At 39.8% G+C, this 19,377-nt stretch carries 21 protein-coding genes; 12 read left to right on the top strand and 9 right to left on the bottom strand.

The window, feature by feature from the left end; all coding sequences use genetic code 11:
* Position 1 precedes the first annotated feature (1 nt).
* The 6 genes from prfA (at position 2) to kdsA (ending at position 5,626) form a co-directional block, all read left to right on the top strand.
* Positions 2-1,087, top strand: a complete 1,086-nt coding sequence (gene prfA, locus FPK91_RS18510; protein WP_144213179.1) for a peptide chain release factor 1 — start codon at positions 2-4, stop codon at positions 1,085-1,087.
* Positions 1,088-1,096: 9 nt separating this feature from the next.
* Positions 1,097-1,957 carry a peptide chain release factor N(5)-glutamine methyltransferase gene (prmC, locus tag FPK91_RS18515; RefSeq protein WP_144213181.1) on the top strand — a complete coding sequence of 287 codons (861 nt, stop codon included), beginning with the start codon at positions 1,097-1,099 and terminating at the stop codon, positions 1,955-1,957.
* A gap of 115 nt (positions 1,958-2,072) precedes the next feature.
* Complete coding sequence (locus FPK91_RS18520) at positions 2,073-2,468, top strand: SirB2 family protein (protein ID WP_144213183.1); 396 nt, start codon at positions 2,073-2,075, stop codon at positions 2,466-2,468.
* A gap of 8 nt (positions 2,469-2,476) precedes the next feature.
* Positions 2,477-3,265 carry a SirB1 family protein gene (locus FPK91_RS18525; RefSeq protein ID WP_144213185.1) on the top strand — a complete coding sequence of 263 codons (789 nt, stop codon included), beginning with the start codon at positions 2,477-2,479 and terminating at the stop codon, positions 3,263-3,265.
* A 205-nt stretch (positions 3,266-3,470) separates the two neighbouring features.
* Positions 3,471-4,724 carry a DUF819 family protein gene (locus FPK91_RS18530; RefSeq protein WP_144213188.1) on the top strand — a complete coding sequence of 418 codons (1,254 nt, stop codon included), beginning with the start codon at positions 3,471-3,473 and terminating at the stop codon, positions 4,722-4,724.
* Positions 4,725-4,777: 53 nt separating this feature from the next.
* Positions 4,778-5,626 (top strand): 3-deoxy-8-phosphooctulonate synthase, encoded by an 849-nt coding sequence (kdsA, locus tag FPK91_RS18535; protein WP_144213190.1) that lies wholly within the window; start codon positions 4,778-4,780, stop codon positions 5,624-5,626.
* Positions 5,627-5,796: 170 nt separating this feature from the next.
* Here kdsA and FPK91_RS18540 read toward each other — a convergent pair whose 3' ends face one another.
* Both FPK91_RS18540 and FPK91_RS18545 read right to left on the bottom strand, forming a co-directional pair.
* Complete coding sequence (locus FPK91_RS18540; protein WP_144213192.1) at positions 5,797-6,057, bottom strand: hypothetical protein; 261 nt, start codon at positions 6,055-6,057, stop codon at positions 5,797-5,799.
* A gap of 541 nt (positions 6,058-6,598) precedes the next feature.
* Entirely contained in the window at positions 6,599-7,132 is a 534-nt protein-coding gene (locus tag FPK91_RS18545; RefSeq protein ID WP_144213194.1) for a hypothetical protein, read from the bottom strand.
* A gap of 548 nt (positions 7,133-7,680) precedes the next feature.
* Between FPK91_RS18545 and FPK91_RS18550 the strand changes: the two genes are divergently transcribed.
* From FPK91_RS18550 to FPK91_RS18560, 3 genes are all read left to right on the top strand, one after another.
* A complete protein-coding gene (locus tag FPK91_RS18550) occupies positions 7,681-8,091 on the top strand; it encodes a hypothetical protein (RefSeq protein ID WP_144213196.1) in 411 nt (136 codons plus the stop codon).
* Between the two features lie 263 nt (positions 8,092-8,354).
* Positions 8,355-9,251, top strand: a complete 897-nt coding sequence (locus FPK91_RS18555) for a DMT family transporter (RefSeq protein ID WP_144213198.1) — start codon at positions 8,355-8,357, stop codon at positions 9,249-9,251.
* Between the two features lie 115 nt (positions 9,252-9,366).
* Positions 9,367-10,512 (top strand): DUF481 domain-containing protein, encoded by a 1,146-nt coding sequence (locus FPK91_RS18560; protein WP_227006620.1) that lies wholly within the window; start codon positions 9,367-9,369, stop codon positions 10,510-10,512.
* 173 nt (positions 10,513-10,685) lie between these two features.
* On the opposite strand, the gene FPK91_RS18565 is transcribed toward FPK91_RS18560, so the two are convergent.
* The 3 genes from FPK91_RS18565 to FPK91_RS18575 are packed head-to-tail and all read right to left on the bottom strand — an operon-like array spanning position 10,686 to position 12,887.
* Entirely contained in the window at positions 10,686-11,363 is a 678-nt protein-coding gene (locus tag FPK91_RS18565; RefSeq protein WP_227006621.1) for a phosphatase PAP2 family protein, read from the bottom strand.
* A gap of 44 nt (positions 11,364-11,407) precedes the next feature.
* Positions 11,408-12,442 (bottom strand): ketopantoate reductase family protein, encoded by a 1,035-nt coding sequence (locus FPK91_RS18570; RefSeq protein ID WP_144213200.1) that lies wholly within the window; start codon positions 12,440-12,442, stop codon positions 11,408-11,410.
* A 1-nt stretch (position 12,443) separates the two neighbouring features.
* Positions 12,444-12,887 carry a VanZ family protein gene (locus FPK91_RS18575; protein ID WP_264371796.1) on the bottom strand — a complete coding sequence of 148 codons (444 nt, stop codon included), beginning with the start codon at positions 12,885-12,887 and terminating at the stop codon, positions 12,444-12,446.
* 123 nt (positions 12,888-13,010) lie between these two features.
* Here FPK91_RS18575 and FPK91_RS18580 point away from each other — a divergent pair, with 123 nt between their 5' ends.
* On the top strand, positions 13,011-13,496 hold the full coding sequence (locus FPK91_RS18580) for a YajQ family cyclic di-GMP-binding protein (protein WP_144213204.1): 486 nt from the start codon (positions 13,011-13,013) through the stop codon (positions 13,494-13,496).
* 124 nt (positions 13,497-13,620) lie between these two features.
* On the opposite strand, the gene FPK91_RS18585 is transcribed toward FPK91_RS18580, so the two are convergent.
* The 4 genes from FPK91_RS18585 to FPK91_RS18600 all read right to left on the bottom strand — a co-directional run bounded on the left by FPK91_RS18585 (position 13,621) and on the right by FPK91_RS18600 (position 16,982).
* Positions 13,621-15,027, bottom strand: a complete 1,407-nt coding sequence (locus tag FPK91_RS18585; protein ID WP_144213206.1) for an AmpG family muropeptide MFS transporter — start codon at positions 15,025-15,027, stop codon at positions 13,621-13,623.
* A 118-nt stretch (positions 15,028-15,145) separates the two neighbouring features.
* Positions 15,146-15,484 (bottom strand): hypothetical protein, encoded by a 339-nt coding sequence (locus FPK91_RS18590; protein WP_144214580.1) that lies wholly within the window; start codon positions 15,482-15,484, stop codon positions 15,146-15,148.
* A gap of 332 nt (positions 15,485-15,816) precedes the next feature.
* Positions 15,817-16,401, bottom strand: a complete 585-nt coding sequence (locus FPK91_RS18595; protein WP_144213208.1) for a peptidylprolyl isomerase — start codon at positions 16,399-16,401, stop codon at positions 15,817-15,819.
* A gap of 14 nt (positions 16,402-16,415) precedes the next feature.
* Positions 16,416-16,982 (bottom strand): YajG family lipoprotein, encoded by a 567-nt coding sequence (locus FPK91_RS18600; protein WP_144213210.1) that lies wholly within the window; start codon positions 16,980-16,982, stop codon positions 16,416-16,418.
* A 238-nt stretch (positions 16,983-17,220) separates the two neighbouring features.
* Here FPK91_RS18600 and FPK91_RS18605 point away from each other — a divergent pair, with 238 nt between their 5' ends.
* Positions 17,221-18,246 carry a DUF2804 domain-containing protein gene (locus FPK91_RS18605; RefSeq protein ID WP_144213212.1) on the top strand — a complete coding sequence of 342 codons (1,026 nt, stop codon included), beginning with the start codon at positions 17,221-17,223 and terminating at the stop codon, positions 18,244-18,246.
* A gap of 65 nt (positions 18,247-18,311) precedes the next feature.
* Positions 18,312-19,184: a sterol desaturase family protein gene (locus FPK91_RS18610; RefSeq protein ID WP_144213214.1), complete on the top strand. Its 873-nt coding sequence runs from the start codon at positions 18,312-18,314 to the stop codon at positions 19,182-19,184.
* The last annotated feature ends 193 nt before the right edge of the window (positions 19,185-19,377 follow it).

A 19,377-nucleotide genomic window follows, 5' to 3' on the forward strand; every position in this document is an offset into this window, starting at 1 on the left:
AATGAAACAGTCGGTTATTAACAAGCTGGAAGGCTTGCTTGAACGTAATGAAGAAGTATTGGCATTACTCAGTGATGCACAAGTAATTGCGGATCAAGACCGCTTTCGCGGCTTATCAAAAGAGTATTCTCAGTTAGAAGATATTGTAAAAAGTTTCAAAGAGTTTAAAGAAGCACAAGGTGATCTTGAGTCAGCACAAGAAATGCTCACTGAAGATGACGCTGAGATGCGTGAAATGGCTCAAGAAGAAATCAAAGATGCCAAAAAAGCCATTGCTGCGCTTGAAGATGAACTACAAATCTTATTGCTGCCTAAAGATCCAAATGATGATCGCAATGCCTTCATAGAAATCCGCGCCGGCGCGGGTGGTGATGAAGCCGCTATTTTTGCGGGTGATTTATTCCGCATGTATTCACGTTATTGTGAGTCGAATAAGTGGCAGCTAGAAATCATGAACTCCAACGAAGGTGAGCATGGTGGCTTTAAAGAACTGATTGTACAAGTCAGTGGCGAAGGCGTTTACGGTAAATTAAAGTTTGAATCTGGCGGACACCGTGTACAACGTGTACCAGAAACAGAATCTCAAGGTCGGGTGCATACATCAGCGGTTACCGTGGTTGTATTGCCTGAAGTCCCAGAAGCTGAACAGATTTCCATTAACCCTGCTGACTTAAAAGTCGATACCTTCCGCGCATCTGGCGCAGGTGGACAGCACGTCAACAAAACCGATTCAGCTATTCGTATTACTCACGTACCGTCAGGTATTGTGGTTGAATGTCAGGATCAACGCTCGCAACATAAAAACCGTGCCCAAGCGATGAGTGTTCTTTCTGCTCGTTTACAAGCGGTTGAAGATGATAAACGTCGTAGTGAAGAAGAATCTACTCGTCGTAATCTTGTTGCCAGTGGCGATCGCTCTGAACGTATTCGTACTTATAACTTCCCACAAGGTCGTATGAGTGAGCACCGCATCAATTTAACCTTATATCGCTTAAATGAAATCATGGAAGGCGATTTAAACGGCATTATCGAACCATTAATGCAAGAGGAACAAGCTGACTTGCTTGCTGCATTAGCTGACGACTAAGGAGTAACCTTGTCACAGTCTTCTTTCTCTACCATTGCGGAGTCTTTGCAGTGGGCTTATAGCCAATTGGTCGATTCATCTGAATCGGCCAATGTTGATGCAGAAGCTTTGCTTCTGCACTGCATCAATAAGCAGCGCAGTTTCATTTATACCTGGCCAGAAAGAGTGCTTACCGCTGATCAATTTAAAGCTTATAAAGTGATGATTGAAAAGCGTAATCAAGGCGTGCCAGTGGCGCACATTATTGGCGAACGCGAATTTTGGTCACTGCCATTTATTGTTAACTCGACCACGTTGATCCCGCGCCCAGATACTGAAATATTAGTTGAAACCGCCTTGAATTTACCTTTGGCTGCAACCGCTCGCGTACTTGATTTAGGTACCGGAACCGGTGCTATTGCATTGTCATTAGCGTCTGAGCGACCCCAATGGCAAGTTACCGCAGTTGATAAAGTTGCTGAAGCGGTGGAGTTGGCCAAAGCTAATCGTCAAAACCTAAACCTCACTCAGGTCGAGATTTTGCAATCTGATTGGTTTAGCGCCGTTGAACAACAACAATTTCAGTTAATCGTATCAAATCCTCCTTATATCGATGAAACAGATGAACATCTGTCAATGGGCGATGTGCGCTTTGAACCATCAAGTGCGTTAACGGCTGGCGAAGCAGGGTTTGCTGATTTATTTCATATTGCCAAGCATGCACCAAAGCATTTATCTGAAGGTGGATATTTGTTGCTCGAGCATGGTTTTGAGCAAGCCTTAACAGTCAGGCAAAAACTGATTGATTTGGGTTATGACAATGTCGCCACAGTCAGAGATTTTGGCAGTAATGACCGTTGTACGTTAGGTCAATGGAATCAAATTAAATAAAGTAACTTGCTGTAATCAATGCCTTACTAAGGCTCATTTCATAACATTGCTATGAAGCCGCTTGATCGAGTAAACTAGCGGCCATTTTATCTGTAGCTCAAAGAGAAAAACAATAATGGAAACCTTTTACAGTTTATATCCAGCTGTTAAGCACACGCACTTAACTTTCATTCTTTTAAGTGTGGTATTTTTTGTCACTCGCTTTGTACTGCATATGCGCAAATCTCCAATTTTAGATAAGAAATTCGTTAAAGTTGCGCCGCACGTGATTGATACCTTCTTATTATTGTCAGGACTGACGTTGTGCTTCATGATCAAACAGTATCCTTTTGTTGATGCTTGGATGACCGAAAAATTCCTCGCTGTTTTAGCTTACATCGGTTTAGGCGTCATGGCGCTTAAAAGTAATCGTAACAATTTATTCAAGGTATTCGCCTTTTTAGGTGCTATCGGATGGCTCGTATTGGCTGCCAGGCTGGCTCATTTTAAACAAGTTGTAATAATGGGTTAATGAGTTTCATGGCTAAACATCAAATGAAAGATGCTGTTCAGATACCTGAGACAGCATTTGAAATAACGCAACACCTAGGTTTCTCACAAGAAAAAAAAGCGCTCTGGGCTTGGTATGAAATAGCGGGTTCAGTAATGAGCTTGCATGTTGAAGATCAACAACAGCGTTTTGACGGTTTATTACGTTGGTTCTATGACGACTTAGGTTTTTGCGTCCGTGAAGATTACTTCAGTGTAGAAGCCGCCGATCTTGGTAGCTGTATTATGAGCCGTCAAGGCAATAGCACCACACTAGCAACAGTGATGATTCTATTGGCTAAGCAGCTTGATATCAGTTTAGAGGCCGTGCTGTTACCTGGGCAAACGGTAGTGAGAAGTAATATAAACGACAAAGTGGTTTATATTGATCCGCTAACGGGTCAGTCATTAAGCCGCCACCAGTTACATGCATTGGTACGTGGAGAATTAGGTAACTCGGCAATGTTAAAGCCAAAGTACCTAAAGACGGCCAGCTTAAAGCGCTTAATCAGTCGCATGCTGCATGAGTTAAAAGCAGGCTGCATAGTGTCGAATAAATTCGAGCAAGCGATGGAGTGTTGTAACTTACTGCTGCAGTGGCATCCTGATGATGTGACCCTAAATCGTGAGCGTGCTTTTATTGCTCAACAATTAGGGTGTATTCAAGTGGCGATGTCTGACTTACAGCACTTTATTGATAGTAGTCCACATGATCCTGTCACTGAAATTGTAAAGCTGCAGTTAAAAGAGTTAAGTCAACAACCACAGACTTATCACTAAGTTTCGCTAAATAGATGTTAATTCAGGCTCATTTGATGAGCCTGATTTTTTTATTTAAAACGATATGTTTTTACAATAAATCGATGATTTAAAACAATAAAAATAATAAAAAAACCATAATAATAAGTACTTTAAAGTACGCGTAAAAGTACACCTATAAAAATAATAAATTCACTATGAAATGCATTTGCAAGGGAGATTTTTCATGACAGCGACCCCAATGGTCACTAACGATGCCACCGCGCTTGGATTGTTAGCCGTTATCCTCGGTTTAGTTTTCTATACCAGTTCATCATCACACCCATTCTGGACCAAATTCTATAAATTTATTCCAGCATTATTACTGTGTTACTTCTTACCTTCGCTATTGAATACCTTTGGTATTGTCGATGGTGATACCTCAAAACTTTACTTTGTTGCCTCACGTTATCTATTACCTGCGTGTTTGGTGCTATTGATTTTAAGTGTCGATTTAAAAGCTATTTTAAGTTTGGGGCCTAAAGCGATCGTCATGTTCTTAACGGGCACCGTGGGGATTGTGATTGGTGGCCCAATTGCGTTATTAATTATCTCAGCAATCAATCCAGATGTATTAGGTGGCAATGGCCCTGATGCGGTATGGCGCGGTATGACAACGCTTGCTGGCAGTTGGATTGGTGGCGGCGCTAACCAAGCGTCGATGAAAGAAATATATGAAGCTGGCGGTAATATCTTCTCAGTGATGGTGACAGTTGATGTCATCGTGGCCAATATTTGGATGGCTGTGCTGCTGATAATGGCATCTCGCGCTAAAGAGATAGATGCAAAAACAGGCGCTGATACCACCGCCCTTGAAGCACTTAAAGCGAAAGTTGAAAAGTACCATGCTGAAAATGCCCGTATTCCATCGCTGCGTGACTTAATGCTGATTGTGGCTATTGGTTTTGGTGTGACGGGATTAGCGCATTTCGCCGCTGACTTCTTAGGGCCATTTTTTGAAGTGAATTACCCTTGGACCCGTGATTACAGTTTAACCTCGAAGTTCTTCTGGTTAGTGGTGATTACGACAACCATTGGTCTCGCGTTATCGTTCAGTCCAGTGAGAAAAATAGAAGCAGCTGGTGCCTCTAAAGTCGCTACTGCATTCTTATATATTCTGGTCGCGACCATTGGTTTGCATATGGATGTATCTAAGCTCGCTGATGAGCAAAACTTGTGGTATTTCGCCATTGGTATCATCTGGATGCTTGTACATGCGAGCTTTATGCTGATTGTTGCTAAACTGATTAAAGCGCCACTGTTTTATATGGCCGTGGGTAGCCAAGCAAACGTTGGCGGCGCAGCATCAGCCCCTGTGGTTGCAGCTGCGTTTCACCCAGCACTTGCGCCCGTTGGCGTATTACTCGCGGTATTGGGTTATGCTGTAGGGACTTATATGGCATGGCTATGTGGGCAGTTATTACAGATTATTGCCGTTTAAAAAATTATTGAATGACGCCAAACACATGTTTGGCACTACAAAGAGATATTACTATGGAACAAAAAGTCATTGGTTTAAATGCATTAGAAATTGCGAATGATAAACCATTCGTTTTATTTGGTGGCATGAACGTATTAGAGTCTCGCGATTTGGCGATGTCAATTGCTGAGCACTATGTCGAAGTCACTCAAAAACTTGGCATTCCTTATGTATTTAAAGCCTCTTTTGATAAAGCCAATCGCTCGTCTGTAAATTCGTACCGTGGCCCAGGTATGGAAGAAGGCTTAAAGATTTTTGAAGAAATTAAGTCGACTTTCAACGTACCAATCATCACTGATGTACATGAAATCCACCAGTGTCAGCCTGTGGCTGAAGTTGTAGATGTTATCCAACTACCTGCATTTTTAGCGCGCCAAACTGACTTAGTTGTGGCCATGGCTAAAACTGGCGCCATTATTAATGTCAAAAAACCACAGTTTTTAGCGCCCCATGAAATGCGTCATATCGTGACTAAGTTTAATGAAGCCGGTAACGACAAGATTTTATTGTGTGAACGTGGTTCAAGCTTTGGTTATAACAACCTAGTCGTTGATATGCTCGGTATGGATGAAATGAAGCAATCAGGTTACCCAGTAATCTTTGATGCGACTCATGCGCTGCAGCGTCCTGGTGGACGTACTGATAGTGCTGGCGGTCGCCGCGCTCAAGCAACTGAACTTGCTCGCAGTGGTATGGCTTTAGGTATTGCAGGCTTGTTCATTGAAGCGCATCCAGATCCTGATAATGCTAAGTGCGATGGCCCGTGTGCATTGCCACTTAACCAGTTAGAAAACTACTTAAAGCAGATGAAAGCGGTTGATGATTTGGTTAAGTCATTTGAGCCAATTGATACCAGTAAGTAGATAAGAGATTTTTTAAAAGCCCTGAACTTATGATTAAGTTCAGGGCTTTTTTGTGGCTTGAACTTAACGTTGTTTGGATGGGGTAAGAAATAGTTTATTGGTATTTTACTTGGTAATAAGATCAAGGTCGTGGCGCTTCGCCCATACTAGGTATTGAACGCAAGTTTTCTTTAAGTATTTCCAAACTCCGTTTGGATTAACATCGCAGGATTCCATCCTGCACCGGCCAAAAGGGTATCAACAGCAATACCCTCTTGAATCACCCTGCCGCCCCTAACGAAAAATGCTGAAAAGCGCATAATTTTCGATGGGGATTGATCCAGCTTCTTACTTCGCTTGTAGACTGCTTCAGCCTTATTCGAAAATGCTAACGCTTCCGATGGGCCATCCATGGCCCGACGAAAGCTAGCCTGACGTCCTGTCAGGCTCACGCTATTTTCTTCAACATCCTCAATTCAAATTGAGTCTTTTAGCAGATTAGATTCTTGGTCTTTTTAGCTTTTTTAATCGCCACAAATACAGTCAAATCGAAGAGATAATAATCCCAGTGTAGATGCAGCAGCGAGCTTCCAAAACATGGCGAAGTTTCACACTGTGAAACGCTCTGAGCGAGAGGCATGGATGCCGAACTGGCCGTTTAACATGGATGTTATTTGTTTTGGCAGAGCTTACAGGGATGTACTTGCAGCGTCTCGCAGTTGTATCTGCACATAAGCCTGCGGCAGGCAATGGATTAGATTGAAGTGATGGTCTTCTATAACCTAGCTAATAAACATTAAGCTAAACAATGAATAAAAGTTATAAATCAGTTTAAAGTAGAACCACCTAAGGACAGAGTTGGGTAACCCCGAACAAAAACATCGAGAACGCCATTTAGGGATGAAGCTATTCAATAATAATGAGCCAACCAACTACCTTATTAAAGCTTGTATTGACCCCACTTGTTATCAATAGCTTTCTTTGGCATTCAAACTAACTATCTAAGTGTTTAAAAATATTGCATATTTCAGAAACCCTACTTCCTTTTTTATCGCTACTATTAAATGATATTACCGCTTGAATGCCCTCTAGCGATGCAAGATAACTATAATCAACACCCTCGAAAGGTTTAATAAACTTAAATACAGAGCAATTATTGGTAGCGTAAATATCTTTAATGTAATGCTGGGAACGTAATTTTCTTATGAGACTGTTCTTATCAAAGGTAATGCTCTCAATTAAGATAACACCATTTTGAAATGCAGATAAACTACCATAAACAAAATACTTTACATCTGGTTCCCCTTTAATAACCATGTAGTAATCATTTAGCTCTAATGACCTAATTTCTCCTGAAAGTGATATTCTTTTTTTATCCTCTGTATAATCGCGACTATAAAACAGATAACCGTAAAGAATCGCATCTTTATAGACAAAAAACAGAATATTAGGAACTATAGCTAGAATCAATATAACTAGAGTCTTTTTGCCTTTCCATTTACCTTTGTTTAGTATCATTTCACTCACTTAATCCATTTTGGTTATTATTTTCACCTAAAACTGGAGCTTCCAGTGGGTCACAGTTGTGTTTGCACATAAGGTCGCTCTTTCATATCTGACCCATAGGGATATGGGAAATGTCATTATGATGTCGGGAACACCATTGACCATGTGATCGCGACATTTGTATATGCTATATATCTCTTGTGGCAGGTAATGGGTTAGATTGAAGTGATAATCTTTTTTAACCTAGCCAATATACATTAAGTAAAATATTGAATTAAAGCCACAAATCAGTTTAAAGTAAAACCACTTAAGGGCAGAGTTGGCTAATCTCGAATAAGAATATCGAGAGCGCCATTTAGGGATGAAGCCATTCAATAATGATGTGCTAATCAACTCCCTTATTTGAAGTTTACTCTGATCTCACTTGTTCATTCTCAATGCTACTACATTGATTAAAAATGAAAAAAGGTGCAACCAATTGCGCCAGCATTGCTCACGGCTTATGGGAGCGTTAGGTACTTCTAGTGTTTAGGTGTAACTTTCAAGTTTTATTAATATCAATTATTGGAATGCCATTTATTGCATCAGCGCAAGATAATAAGTTGTGCGAACACTTAATTTCCTTTGCTAGTAAATCAAAAGCCGGTAAACCTCTAAAAGTTATATTAATTAATGATTGGGCTAACTTCTCAAAGAGCTGTGAACATAATGAAACAGAGGAAGGTAAGGAGTTCTGCAATTACTTAATAAAAAACACTTCAACTGAATTTATGAATATTAATTTATCAAGAGTGTTGAGTTGTAGTGTAAATAATTTTAATTTTGGTAGTGTTCACCTAAATAAAATCTCAGGTGAATTTTCAGTATTTGAAATACCTAGCCTAAACCAAGATATTACATTGAATATAAATTTCTCAATTGGCGATGATGTAGTAAAAGACTTTATAGAAATCGAGGCTGAAAATGAGCCTGTAGAATAAGTAGCTATTAGGGCGTTACAAATTCGTTTCTGCCCAGAAACATGTCTGGGCGTAAATCATTTATCTCCTTCAAATAACTGTATAAGCGAACAAATGATAATGTTCGCCACCAACTATCTCGTGATTCTAAGCTAGAACAAATTACCAACAATCCGCTGCTCAGTTTGTGATACTTTAATAGCCTTTAAAAATAGTCTCTAAATTAGCCATCAATTTAGTTATCAGATTAATCCTCAAACCTCTGAATTATTGGGTATATATCTATGTGGATAGCACTTACTATTCTTGCCGCTTTTATGCAGTCTTGGCGCAATGCTTTTCAAAGTGAGCTGAGTCAGCAAGTGAAAGTCAGTGGTGTTACCTTGGCGCGTTTTATTTGGGCGGGGCCTATTGCTGCAATATATCTCTTCAGTCTTTATCAACTGCAACCCAGCAGTATTCCTACCTTTACCTATCAATTTTATGGCTTTGTGATTGGTGCATCCTTGATGCAAATCTTAGCTACGGGTTTGATGGTTAAACTATTTCAATTAAAGAACTATGCCGTTGGCGCAGGGCTGGCTAAAAGTGAGGCGCTGGTTGCGGCTATTTTAGGGGTACTGTTTTTTGGTACTAGCCTGAGCTTATTAGGCTGGATTGGAGTGATAATTGGCGCGGTCGCTGTGATGCTTTTGAGCACCCAGCGCGGGGTTAAACGTTTATCGCTTAATACTATTGTGATCGGTATTGGCAGTGGCGTTGCGTTTGCTTTTACTTCACTGTGGGTCAGAGAAGCTAGTTTACTGTTGATAACCGATGCTACTTTGTCAGATCCCATTCCATTTACCCATCGTGCGGCTTGGGTGCTGGTATCAGTTATTGGATTACAAACGCTGATATTAGTAACCTATCTCGGTCTCAAAGACCGCATGACACTTTTGGCATTGTGGCAAAGACCCAAACTGACATTACTCATTAGTGTGTGTAGTTGTATTGCCTCTATTGGTTGGTTTAGTGCTATGTCGTTGCAAGCTGTGCCCTATGTAAAAACGTTGGGTCAGATAGAAGTGTTTTTTACTATGTTAATTAGTGTTTTTTGGCTGAAACAGAAAATTAGAATTAATGAAGTTTTGGGCTTAGTGTTAATTGCTGTAGCCGCAATTTTGGTGATGTGGAGTTAAAAGAGAGCTTTGGAAAGATAAAAAAAATAATCCCGACTATCGGTTTTAATTTGTTGTTTTTTCATACTATACTGGCCTAAAGTAAAACAGGAAATCGCTTTTCAGGGAGAGTTTTATGAAGCACCTTGTTCGTTCTTATGGCTTAGCTTTAAGCTGCGCTAGTTTGTCGTTAATGTTTAGTCCTCTTGTATACAGTGCCACCGTTATTGCCGAACCTTCTCCTCAGGAGCCTTCCTCACAGGAATCTTCTTCTCAACAGCTTACGCCTGAATTACTCGTCATGCCTCAAGATAGTCAATACGATTGGTTACAGCTTTCTTCGCTTGAATTGCTCAAAGGCGAAATTAAAAACCTTTATGACGATAAACTTGAATTTGAAAGTGATGAACTGGATACGGTTTATATTGATTGGGAAGATGTTAAAGCGCTGCAAAGTGCGGGTATTGTCAGTATTGGATTTTTAGATTTATCGACCCAAAGTGGTAAATTAGTCGTTCAAGATGGTAAAAGTTATTTAGATGGGCAAGAGTTTGATACATCACAAATTTTGACCATCATTGCAGGAACTCAATCTGAGTCTAATTATTGGTCCAGTAAAATTTCATTGGGTGCCAATTTACGTTCTGGTAATACCGATCAAATTGATTATAACGCCATAGCCAAAACGGTTAGACGAACCACTGAGTCACGTTTTAATCTTGATTATATTGGTAATTATTCTAAGTCTGATAGTGAAGAGAAGATAAACAACAATCGTATCAATACTAACTTTGATTGGTTTTTATCAAAGCAGTTTTATTTACGACCGGTATTTGCCGAAATCTATACCGATAAATTTCTCAATATTGAGTATAAACTGACTGTCGGTTCGGGTTTGGGTTATAACATTATTGATAACGCTAAAACAGAATGGAGTATCAGTGGTGGTCCCGCATATACCTATACAGAGTTTAATAATGTTGAAGCGGGTGAGGATACCAATAGTAGCTCAGCAACAGTGGTCATTGAAACGGTTTATGATACTGAGATAACCAGTGATATCGACTTTGTAACGTCCTATCGCGTGCAATATGGTGATGACCAATCGGGTGGGTATACTCACCATGCGTTAGCGACTGTCGAAATAGAATTAACTGATATGTTTGATTTAGATTTATCGTTTATTTGGGATCACACCAATAAGCCACAAGCGGACTCTTCGGGTGATATACCTAAACAAGATGATTATCAATTTGTGGTTGGTTTCGGGATTGATATTTAATTTATCGGCTAAGTTTACAAACCGAGTTTAAAGCTCAACTTCAACACTATGAATTTTGAAGCCATTGATAACTGCACTGATAGCCAATATCTGTTGTTATCGATGGCTTTTTTATGGGTGGTTTTCTATTGGTATAGTTTTCTATTGGTATAGTTTGCTAAGAATTACTTCGCTCACTTTCTTTTATCAATCAGATTTACCACAAGTTGAGTTATCAGTATTCCGAGTATTGCTCCCGCAAGTAAATCCCCTAAGTAATGATAGTTCTGAGCAAGTTGCCCTATGATTACACCGACCATCAAGCTTATCCAAAGCCAATATAGTTTTGGCATAAAGTGCCAAAACAGGCTGGCTAATGCGAAAGTAAATAAGGCATGGCCTGATGGAAAAGAGTGATAACTGACTGACATTGAAAATGGGTAGAATGCTTCAACACCATGCTCAATCCAAGAAGGATTATTGTTGGTCCAGGTTTCGGGCCAAGTACGTCCAAAGATGACTTTTGCACTGACTCTGATGACGGAGGCTGCAATGACGACATAGATAATCGGCTTAATGAGTTGCTTTACATTTACTCTGTATTGATTGAATAAACCTGAAAGGATAATGACCCCGGCTAGCACTTCAAGTGCCAATGGAATTTTTGATAACAACAAATAACAGGTGTTCAATATAGGAGAATGAGGCTTGAGTTGATGAAGGTATTCAGCCAAAGCGCGATCGATGAACAACACACTAACAAGCATGAATATGATAGCAATAGAGTAGTAGCTATAAACGCGATGACTAAAAGCAATGCTGCTGGTTGTGGGGGGAATTAATTGTTGTAGCGTCATCTTGAATAGGGTCATTTTTGCTTATAGATAGTATTAAAACCAATGTTTCATTCAGCAGATTAACCCTGCAAGGCTTCAAGTGCGTTAATGTTACAGAGCATATGCTCATTGACTGGAACAGCAAGCTGATGGCACTTGGCTCGTGCCACAACATAACCATTTATCTGCTTTATTTCTGTTTTTCTGCCCAATTGAATATCTTGTTTCATCGATGATGAGTTTGCTGCAGTCTGATGAATAACGTCTGCTATAACTGAGAGTGAATCGGCTAAATCAAGGTTAACGCCATCAGCTTTAGCGACAGTAATACACTCTTGTGCTATTGCGTGTATTTGTTGTTGATAGATCTGTTGAGCTAATTCACCATTTGGGCACTGATTGATTGCCGTTAGCGGGTTAATAGCGCAGTTAACGATAAGCTTTTGCCACAGCGCCGTTAAAATATCATCTTTAATACTGATGTCTGGAATCGATGACATTAATTGACTCATTACCGCTACTGGCATTGCAGAGCCAGTTAAGTGACCTATAACACTCTTACCTTTACCTGTATGTCTAATGTGTCGCTGTGACAGCTTTAAAGACGCTTGTGATGTTGTGCCTAATGATATCCCAAGGTTGAGTTTATCATATGGTTTTAGCATGGCTTGAGCCTCTAAATGAGGCCCCATGCCGTTATGTATCAGTAATATATGACAAGCTTTAGGAATGATAGGCAACAGAGAACTTAACGCATCCGCTATTTGATAAGACTTCACGCAAATAATCACCAATTCGATATTGGCTAAATCCGCTTGCTCTAGCTGTTCAATATTGGCTTCAAGGCAAGCTTGCTGTTTTATTTCACCTGAAAGGGTTTCTACTGTTATATAACGATTAGATTCAATGGTGTTTCTTGTCAGTAATAGCGGCGCTCTGAATTTGGCTAATTGGGTATAAATAAGTAGCCCGATGGCGCCAGCACCTAGTATGGCGATATTTGCTTGATGGTGTTTAATCTCTGTTTGCGTCTTTTTAATTTGTGCCTTGTCAGATACGGTTCTCCCATTTTGTAGGGATTTAACATGGGCTAGGCTATCAAATGAACTTGGCATGTTAGCGCTTCTTTTTAGTCACATTTGAGCCAAATGAAGGCGATGCTTTAGAGAATAATCTAGCAGCTTGATACTTTTTGAATACAAATAAGAATAGATAAAAAAGCACGATGCCAAGAATATCGGCGACCACATCAGCAACCGATGCACTTCGATAAGGAATTTGAGATTGGATTAGTTCTATCAATATGGCATAAGCGGTTAATACCGAACACATCCAATACCACTTTGGCTTAAACGCAAAGTAAGCTAAAAATGCTAAGCCAAGAAAACTAACCGTATGGCCGACTTTATCCATATTTGAGAACGTGATTGGGTAGTTGGGCTTGGAGAAAACTAAATAACTGACAACCAAAACAGCTAAAGCAAATGCGCCGGTAAAAAATAATTTCAATTTCATGCTGTGGTTATCTAGCCCGTTACAATCGTGTTTGCGTGGGGTCATGATAAAAAATGCAGCGACTAATGTCATTAAATTCCATCTAATTATTGTTTTCTCTTTTGTGGAGGGTTTGACTATTGCGATAGAGTGTTAAAATAAACCTAAATAATCTATTGGAGAATGACTATGCCGTCTATGGATGTCGTATCAGAAGTTGATGAAGTTGAATTACGCAATGCCGTTGATAACTCACGCCGTGAACTTGCAGGACGTTTTGACTTTCGTGGTAAAGAAGCTGATTTTGAATACAAAGATCATGTCGTAACATTAAAAGCAGAAGATGATTTCCAGTGCCAGCAGCTTGTTGATATTTTACGTATTCAGCTCAGTAAACGTAATGTAGACCCATCAGCGATGGATGTAGACGACAAGAGTGTACATAGCGGTAAAACATTCAGCCTTAGAGTAAAATTTAAAGAAGGCATTGAAACATTAATCGCCAAGAAGTTAGTTAAGGCGATTAAAGATAGCAAGATTAAAGTGCAATCATCTATCCAAGGTGACTCAGTTCGAGTGACTGGTAAAAAGCGTGATGACTTACAAGCTGTTATGCGTTTAGCGAAAGAAGCTGACTTAGGCCAGCCGTTTCAATTTAATAACTTTAGAGACTAGTTTTAGAGACTAGTTTTAGAGACTAGCTTCAGGAACTAAGTTTTGTTTAGTTTGAATGCTGTAACAAAGCCTTGTTACAGCATTTTTATATCCTGTTACCCACATCACTATCTAACCGAATCGTTCACTTATTGCCATCGGGTTCTGCTGATAGTTCGGTATCAACTTGAGCATCATCAGGCGGTGTTAGGCGTTGTAGCATGCTAATTAATATCAATACTGGGAAACCGATTAAGCTGGCTGCGATAAAGAAATTTACGTAACCATAGGCATCAACATATACCCCTGAAAATCCAGCGATAAACTTAGGGAACAGTAGCATGATAGAGGACAATAACGCATATTGAGTCGCACTATAACCACTGCTTGTGAGGCTGGATAAGTAGGCGATGAATGCTGCAGTAGCAATACCAGCACTAAAGTTATCGACTGATATCGCGAAGGTTAAGAATGGCATGTTATAGCCAATATAGGCTTGCCAAGCGAACAACAAGTTAGTGATAGCAACTAACAACGCGCCTAGGAAGAGTATTTTCATTGTGCCATAACGGACTATTAATAATCCGCCAAAAGCGGCACCGACTAAAGTCATTATCAGGCCATAGACTTTACTCACAAAGGCAATTTCTTCTTTGCTGAACCCCATATCCACATAAAACACATTAGCCATAATTCCCATGACAATATCGGATATTCGATAGCAGGAAATTAATAACAAAATCAGAATAGCGCTTTTACCATAACGTTTAAAAAAGTCGATGAAAGGTAACACGCTAGCACTATATAACCAGGCTAAAGGGGCTGCAATTTGAGCTGGGTATTTTTCCGAAAACTGTTGTTTGAGTGCTAATTCTTGTTCTTCTGCTTGCTTAGTGTCGACTTCAGGTTCTTTGCTGAAAAGGGTGGTTAATATGCCGACTGACATCAGCAGTGCCATAGCAAAATAAGCAGTTTGCCATGATTCAAGGTTGTAGCCATCATTGCCTGGATCAACCCAAGCTGCAATGGTTAACGCGCCCGCGGTAGCGACAATCATCGCACTTCGATAACCCACTTGATACGCAGCAGCGAGTGCAGCTTGCATTTTCTCAGGAGCAGATTCAATTCGAAAAGCATCAATCACAATATCTTGAGTGGCTGAAGCTAAAGCCAACAAAAAAGCACAAATGGCGAGGCGCTCTAAATCCACCAAAGGATCACTGAAAGACATCCCCATAATGGCACCAACTAAGCACAATTGAGCAAACAGCATCCAGCCCCTTCGCCGGCCAAACAAACGGGTAAATATTGGCAGTGACATGCGGTCTACTAAAGGTGACCAAGCCCACTTAAAAGCATAGGTCAGCGCAATCCAGCTAAAATAGCCAATAGCGGCACGATCAACACCGGCTTCCCTTAACCAAAAGCTTAAGGTTGAAAAAACCAACATTAATGGTAAACCAGCCGAGAACCCAAGTAACAATAAGATAAAAACACGTTTATGGTAATAAACGGACAACGCTTCACGGGTTCGGCTTAACAGTTCTGACATAAGGCAACAGAGTAAAGGAGAATGGCTCTAGCTTAAGGGGCGCAGCTAAATGGTTCAAGCCATTCCTGTGGCTAATTTTAAGGTATAGCAGATGAATTGAAGTTGGAGTAATGAATCGTTAAGTTGTTGGTCTTACTCCGATACATCCATCAGGGATTTTGCCACCAATATTGATGTAATCGCAGCAGTCGTGAACTTGTTGGCGCAAGTATTGATTACCGCGAATGACCATATCTGGCCATTGATCAAAACAATGGAGTAAATGCCAGAATACTTTCTCGGTATCAGTTGGGGTCGCAGCTTCTGGTGTTTGATCTAAACTGATGGCTTGCCATTCTTCTAATACATCCCACATGTATAACTTGATCTCATTGTGCTCTAACTGGTTATCCAGAAAGGCTTTGCCAAAGTATGCCAATTGCGGGGCTTTTGTTTCGATGAAGTCATTTGGCGTCATTTTAGGTGGCATAAAAACATCCTTTAAATATTCCAATAAATGATTAAAAAGCAATTGTGAACGAATGACTATAAGTATAGTTGGCTTTTTTGAATATTTACTCCAATTTACAGTGTAAATGAAAGTTCAGAGTTTTTGACTGGATATTTTATGATGGGTGTAATAAATAACTATAAAAAAGCGAAGTTAAATCAATGTTTAACTCCGCAAAATTTTTATGAGAATGATATTTCTGTCTATGCTAAAAACTGAATTTTATAACCTTAACAATAGTAATGCTTTTATTTAGAGATTGTCATTATTTGGCTGCAGGTATCATCTAGGTTCTGTCTTTATCTCGCTAGCAGTGTGGCTTTGTTCAGCATGACTTCTTTAATGGGTACATCTGGCCAGTTAAGTTGGGCATTATGAGCTGTTGGGGTATAAGACATAGCTTCAAGCACTGCCATACCTTCAACGACTTCGCCAAATACAGCATAACCCCAGCGGCGTTTAGAAGGGTTGAGGTTTTTATTGTCGCCCACATTAAAGTAAAACTGTCGTGTTGCTGAATGGGGATCATTATCGCGAGCCATCGCAATCGTTCCCATGCTGTTGGATAAGCCATTACCTGATTCGTTAACAATAGGGTCCATTGACTCTAGCTCTTCAAGCTTAGAGGTTAATCCACCGCCTTGAACCACAAAGTCAGCAATGACACGATGAAAAATCGTATTGTCATACTCGCCTTTAACGACGTAAGTTAAAAAATTATCTACAGTTAACGGCGCTCGAGTTCTATCAAGTTCAACAATGACTTTTCCCATAGTGGTATCAAACTCAACCTTTGGGTATAGCGTATCGGGTTGAATATCAATGGCTGCTTGGGTAGCCATGGTTGTTAATGCAAGTACGCTAGCTAAAATCCACTTATGCATGGCTTCATCCTTGTTTATTGTTGTAAAAATTGGTGCAGTTCAGTGTCGTTAATGATTTTGGTATTTAGCTCATCAATTAACTTATTCATGTCTAATTCTAGTGTGGCGTAATCAGGACTGAATGGCCCTGTTAATGTGCCTTTACCATTGTAGATTTTAGTGAATTCTTGACGCTCATTTTTAGCGATCACATTAATGGTTAATGCGGTTTTAGCTTCGAAGCCAAAAGTAGACTCTGTGACATCTGTTAGTAAGTAATCTAATTGAAACTGCACAGAGTTAGTTGCCGCGGGATTAACCTGGTAGCCAACTTTAGTCAGTGCTTGCTTAAAAACACTATCCAGTTGTTGTCTTATAGGTTCACTGGGGCTGATTAATTCAGCGGCATCGTCACCTTTGTTGAAACGGACAATAAAGTTGGCTTTACGAACATCAATGGTACTGACTGCAATAGAAGCATATTGATCAATTTGGTTAATTGATTGAGGTGCGCTGGGATTTAGTGCGATATGAGTTGGGGTATAACTTGCACATGCGGATAAAAATAATGAAGCACACAAGAATAATGGTAATGATTTCATGACTAAAAATAATAAAAAATGATGATGTCAGAATAACAGATTTTCATTGCTATGCCAGTCTATTCAATATGCTGCAACGGTTTAATTTAGCGATAGGTAATCAAGTCTTCATTGAGATGTTCACTGAACAATTCATTGATGGCGCCTGCCACAGCCAAGCTTAATAACTAACCGTTGACATTGTTTAAGAAAATATAGAAGTTAGAGGTAAATAATAATTAAAAAAGTTGGACGCTTAATGCCATTAACTCACTTGCAGTTAGCCCCTGAACAATTAATGAATAGTGAAGGTCAGCCTATTTATGGCCATTTTGATGGTGCTGTCGCCGATCTTGGTGTTAAACAATTTAACTATTTTAATGAAATGGATAAGCCAAATTCATCACTGGCCAAGTATTTTCACTTCAAGCAGTTTCAGTTTATTAATATCACTACGCCTCGTTACATTATCGGTGTCGCTATTGCGGATATCCGTTATGTGGGCAGCAGTTTTTGTTATTTGTACGATATTGCTAATAATCGCCTCACTGAAACCCAAGCTTTAAAACCCTTCTCTATGGGGATGTCTATTACAGCTTCCCCAATGGCTGGAACATCCCGTATTAAGCACGGTAAAAGTGTGATTGAATTTTCCATTAAAGATGGACTTTGGGCACTTAATATTGCCACCAAAGACATTCAAGCTGAGCTGACATTAACCCCGCCAGTGTTGAGCCTACCAATGAGTTTGTGCACGCCTACTGGTTATAGCGGCTGGACTTACACTCAAAAACATAATGGCTTAAAAGTGTTGGGCAGTTTAACCATCAAAAATGAACCTCAACCATTAAATTTCGCCTTGGGGGGATATGATTTCTCAGCAGGGTATATGCGCAGAGAAACTAGTTGGCGTTGGGCATCAATTAATACCCAAATAGAAAGTGGGATATTGGGGTTGAATTTAGCCGCAGGTGTTAATGAAACTGGGACGACTGAAAACGTTTTATGGGTAAATGGTGAACGTCACTTCATGCCTGCTGTGCAGTTCTCATTTAATCGACATAGTCGTCATGATTATTGGGATATCAACAGCGCTGATGACCAAATAGCGTTAACGTTTAAAGCACTCAATTGCCGCAGTGAGAAAAAGAACTTTGGATTTCTTAAAAGTAACTTTAGACAGAACATCGGATATTTCAGCGGAGAGTTAACAGATAATAATGGCCGCATTCATACGCTACAAAATCAATTAGGCTTGACTGAAGATCACTATGCTAAATGGTAACCATGAGTAGTAATCACTAAGTAAACAACCTAGTCAAAAATTAATAATAAAAATAAAGGTTTTCAATGGATTTGAATACACTGATTAATCATCCCGAAGTGCTGTTACTTGTTTTAGCGCCGCTGTTCTTTTTATGTATTTTACTTGAATGGTATTTAGGGGCTAAGCGCAACAAATTACCGGCATCAGCAAGTTATAATCCCTTCGAAGTGGCATGTAACTTTTGTCTAGCAGGTATGCATCAATTAACGGATATTTTAGCTGGACTCTTGATTGCAAAATTATACTTATCTGTTTTTGATTGGAAGTTGTTTGATATTCAGATGGGCTTTACCAGTTTTATCGTATTGTTGATTGCCCAAGACTTTTTCTATTACTGGTTTCATCGAGCAAGTCATCGAGTACGGTGGATGTGGGCTGCCCATGTTGTACACCATAGTTCAGAGAACATGAACTTTAGCACCGCTTTCAGACAAAGCCTAATGTACCCGTTGGCTGGTATGTGGTTATTCTGGCTGCCATTAGTGATCATTGGTTTTGAACCTAATTGGGTGGTATTTGTGGTGCTGCTGAATTTAGGACTGCAGTTTTTTGTGCATACACAGGCAGTTAAATCGGTAGGGCCTTTAGAGCTTATTTTTAATACACCATCCCATCACCGGGTTCATCACGGCCGTAATCCTCAATACATTGATAAGAACTATGCTGGTGTGTTGATCATTTGGGACAAGCTATTTGGCACTTTCGAACCTGAAAACGAAACAGTAATTTATGGAATCACTAAACCAATTAATAGCTTTAACCCAATCGTGGTGAGTTTTAGTGAGTGGCGGGATATGTTGAAGGAAGTTTTAGGCAGTAAGTTAACCGTCATGGAGCGATTTAAGGTGTTGTTTGCACCACCTCAAACACAGGACGTTACTAAAGACAGTAAATAAGATGGTTGATAGTAGGATAAATAAGATGGTGAATGGGGAGGATTAACCTACTCAATTACTACTTGAAAGGGGTAAGTAATTAGAGAGTAGGTCAATCCAAATTGTTACTTGAATCCATAAAGAGCAGATTCATCAGAATAAAAATGGGCCATTTGGGTTCAGCCCTAGCTAAAGTTATCTATTAACAACATGT

Source organism: Shewanella donghaensis (assembly GCF_007567505.1).
Taxonomy (GTDB): Bacteria; Pseudomonadota; Gammaproteobacteria; order Enterobacterales; family Shewanellaceae; genus Shewanella; species Shewanella donghaensis.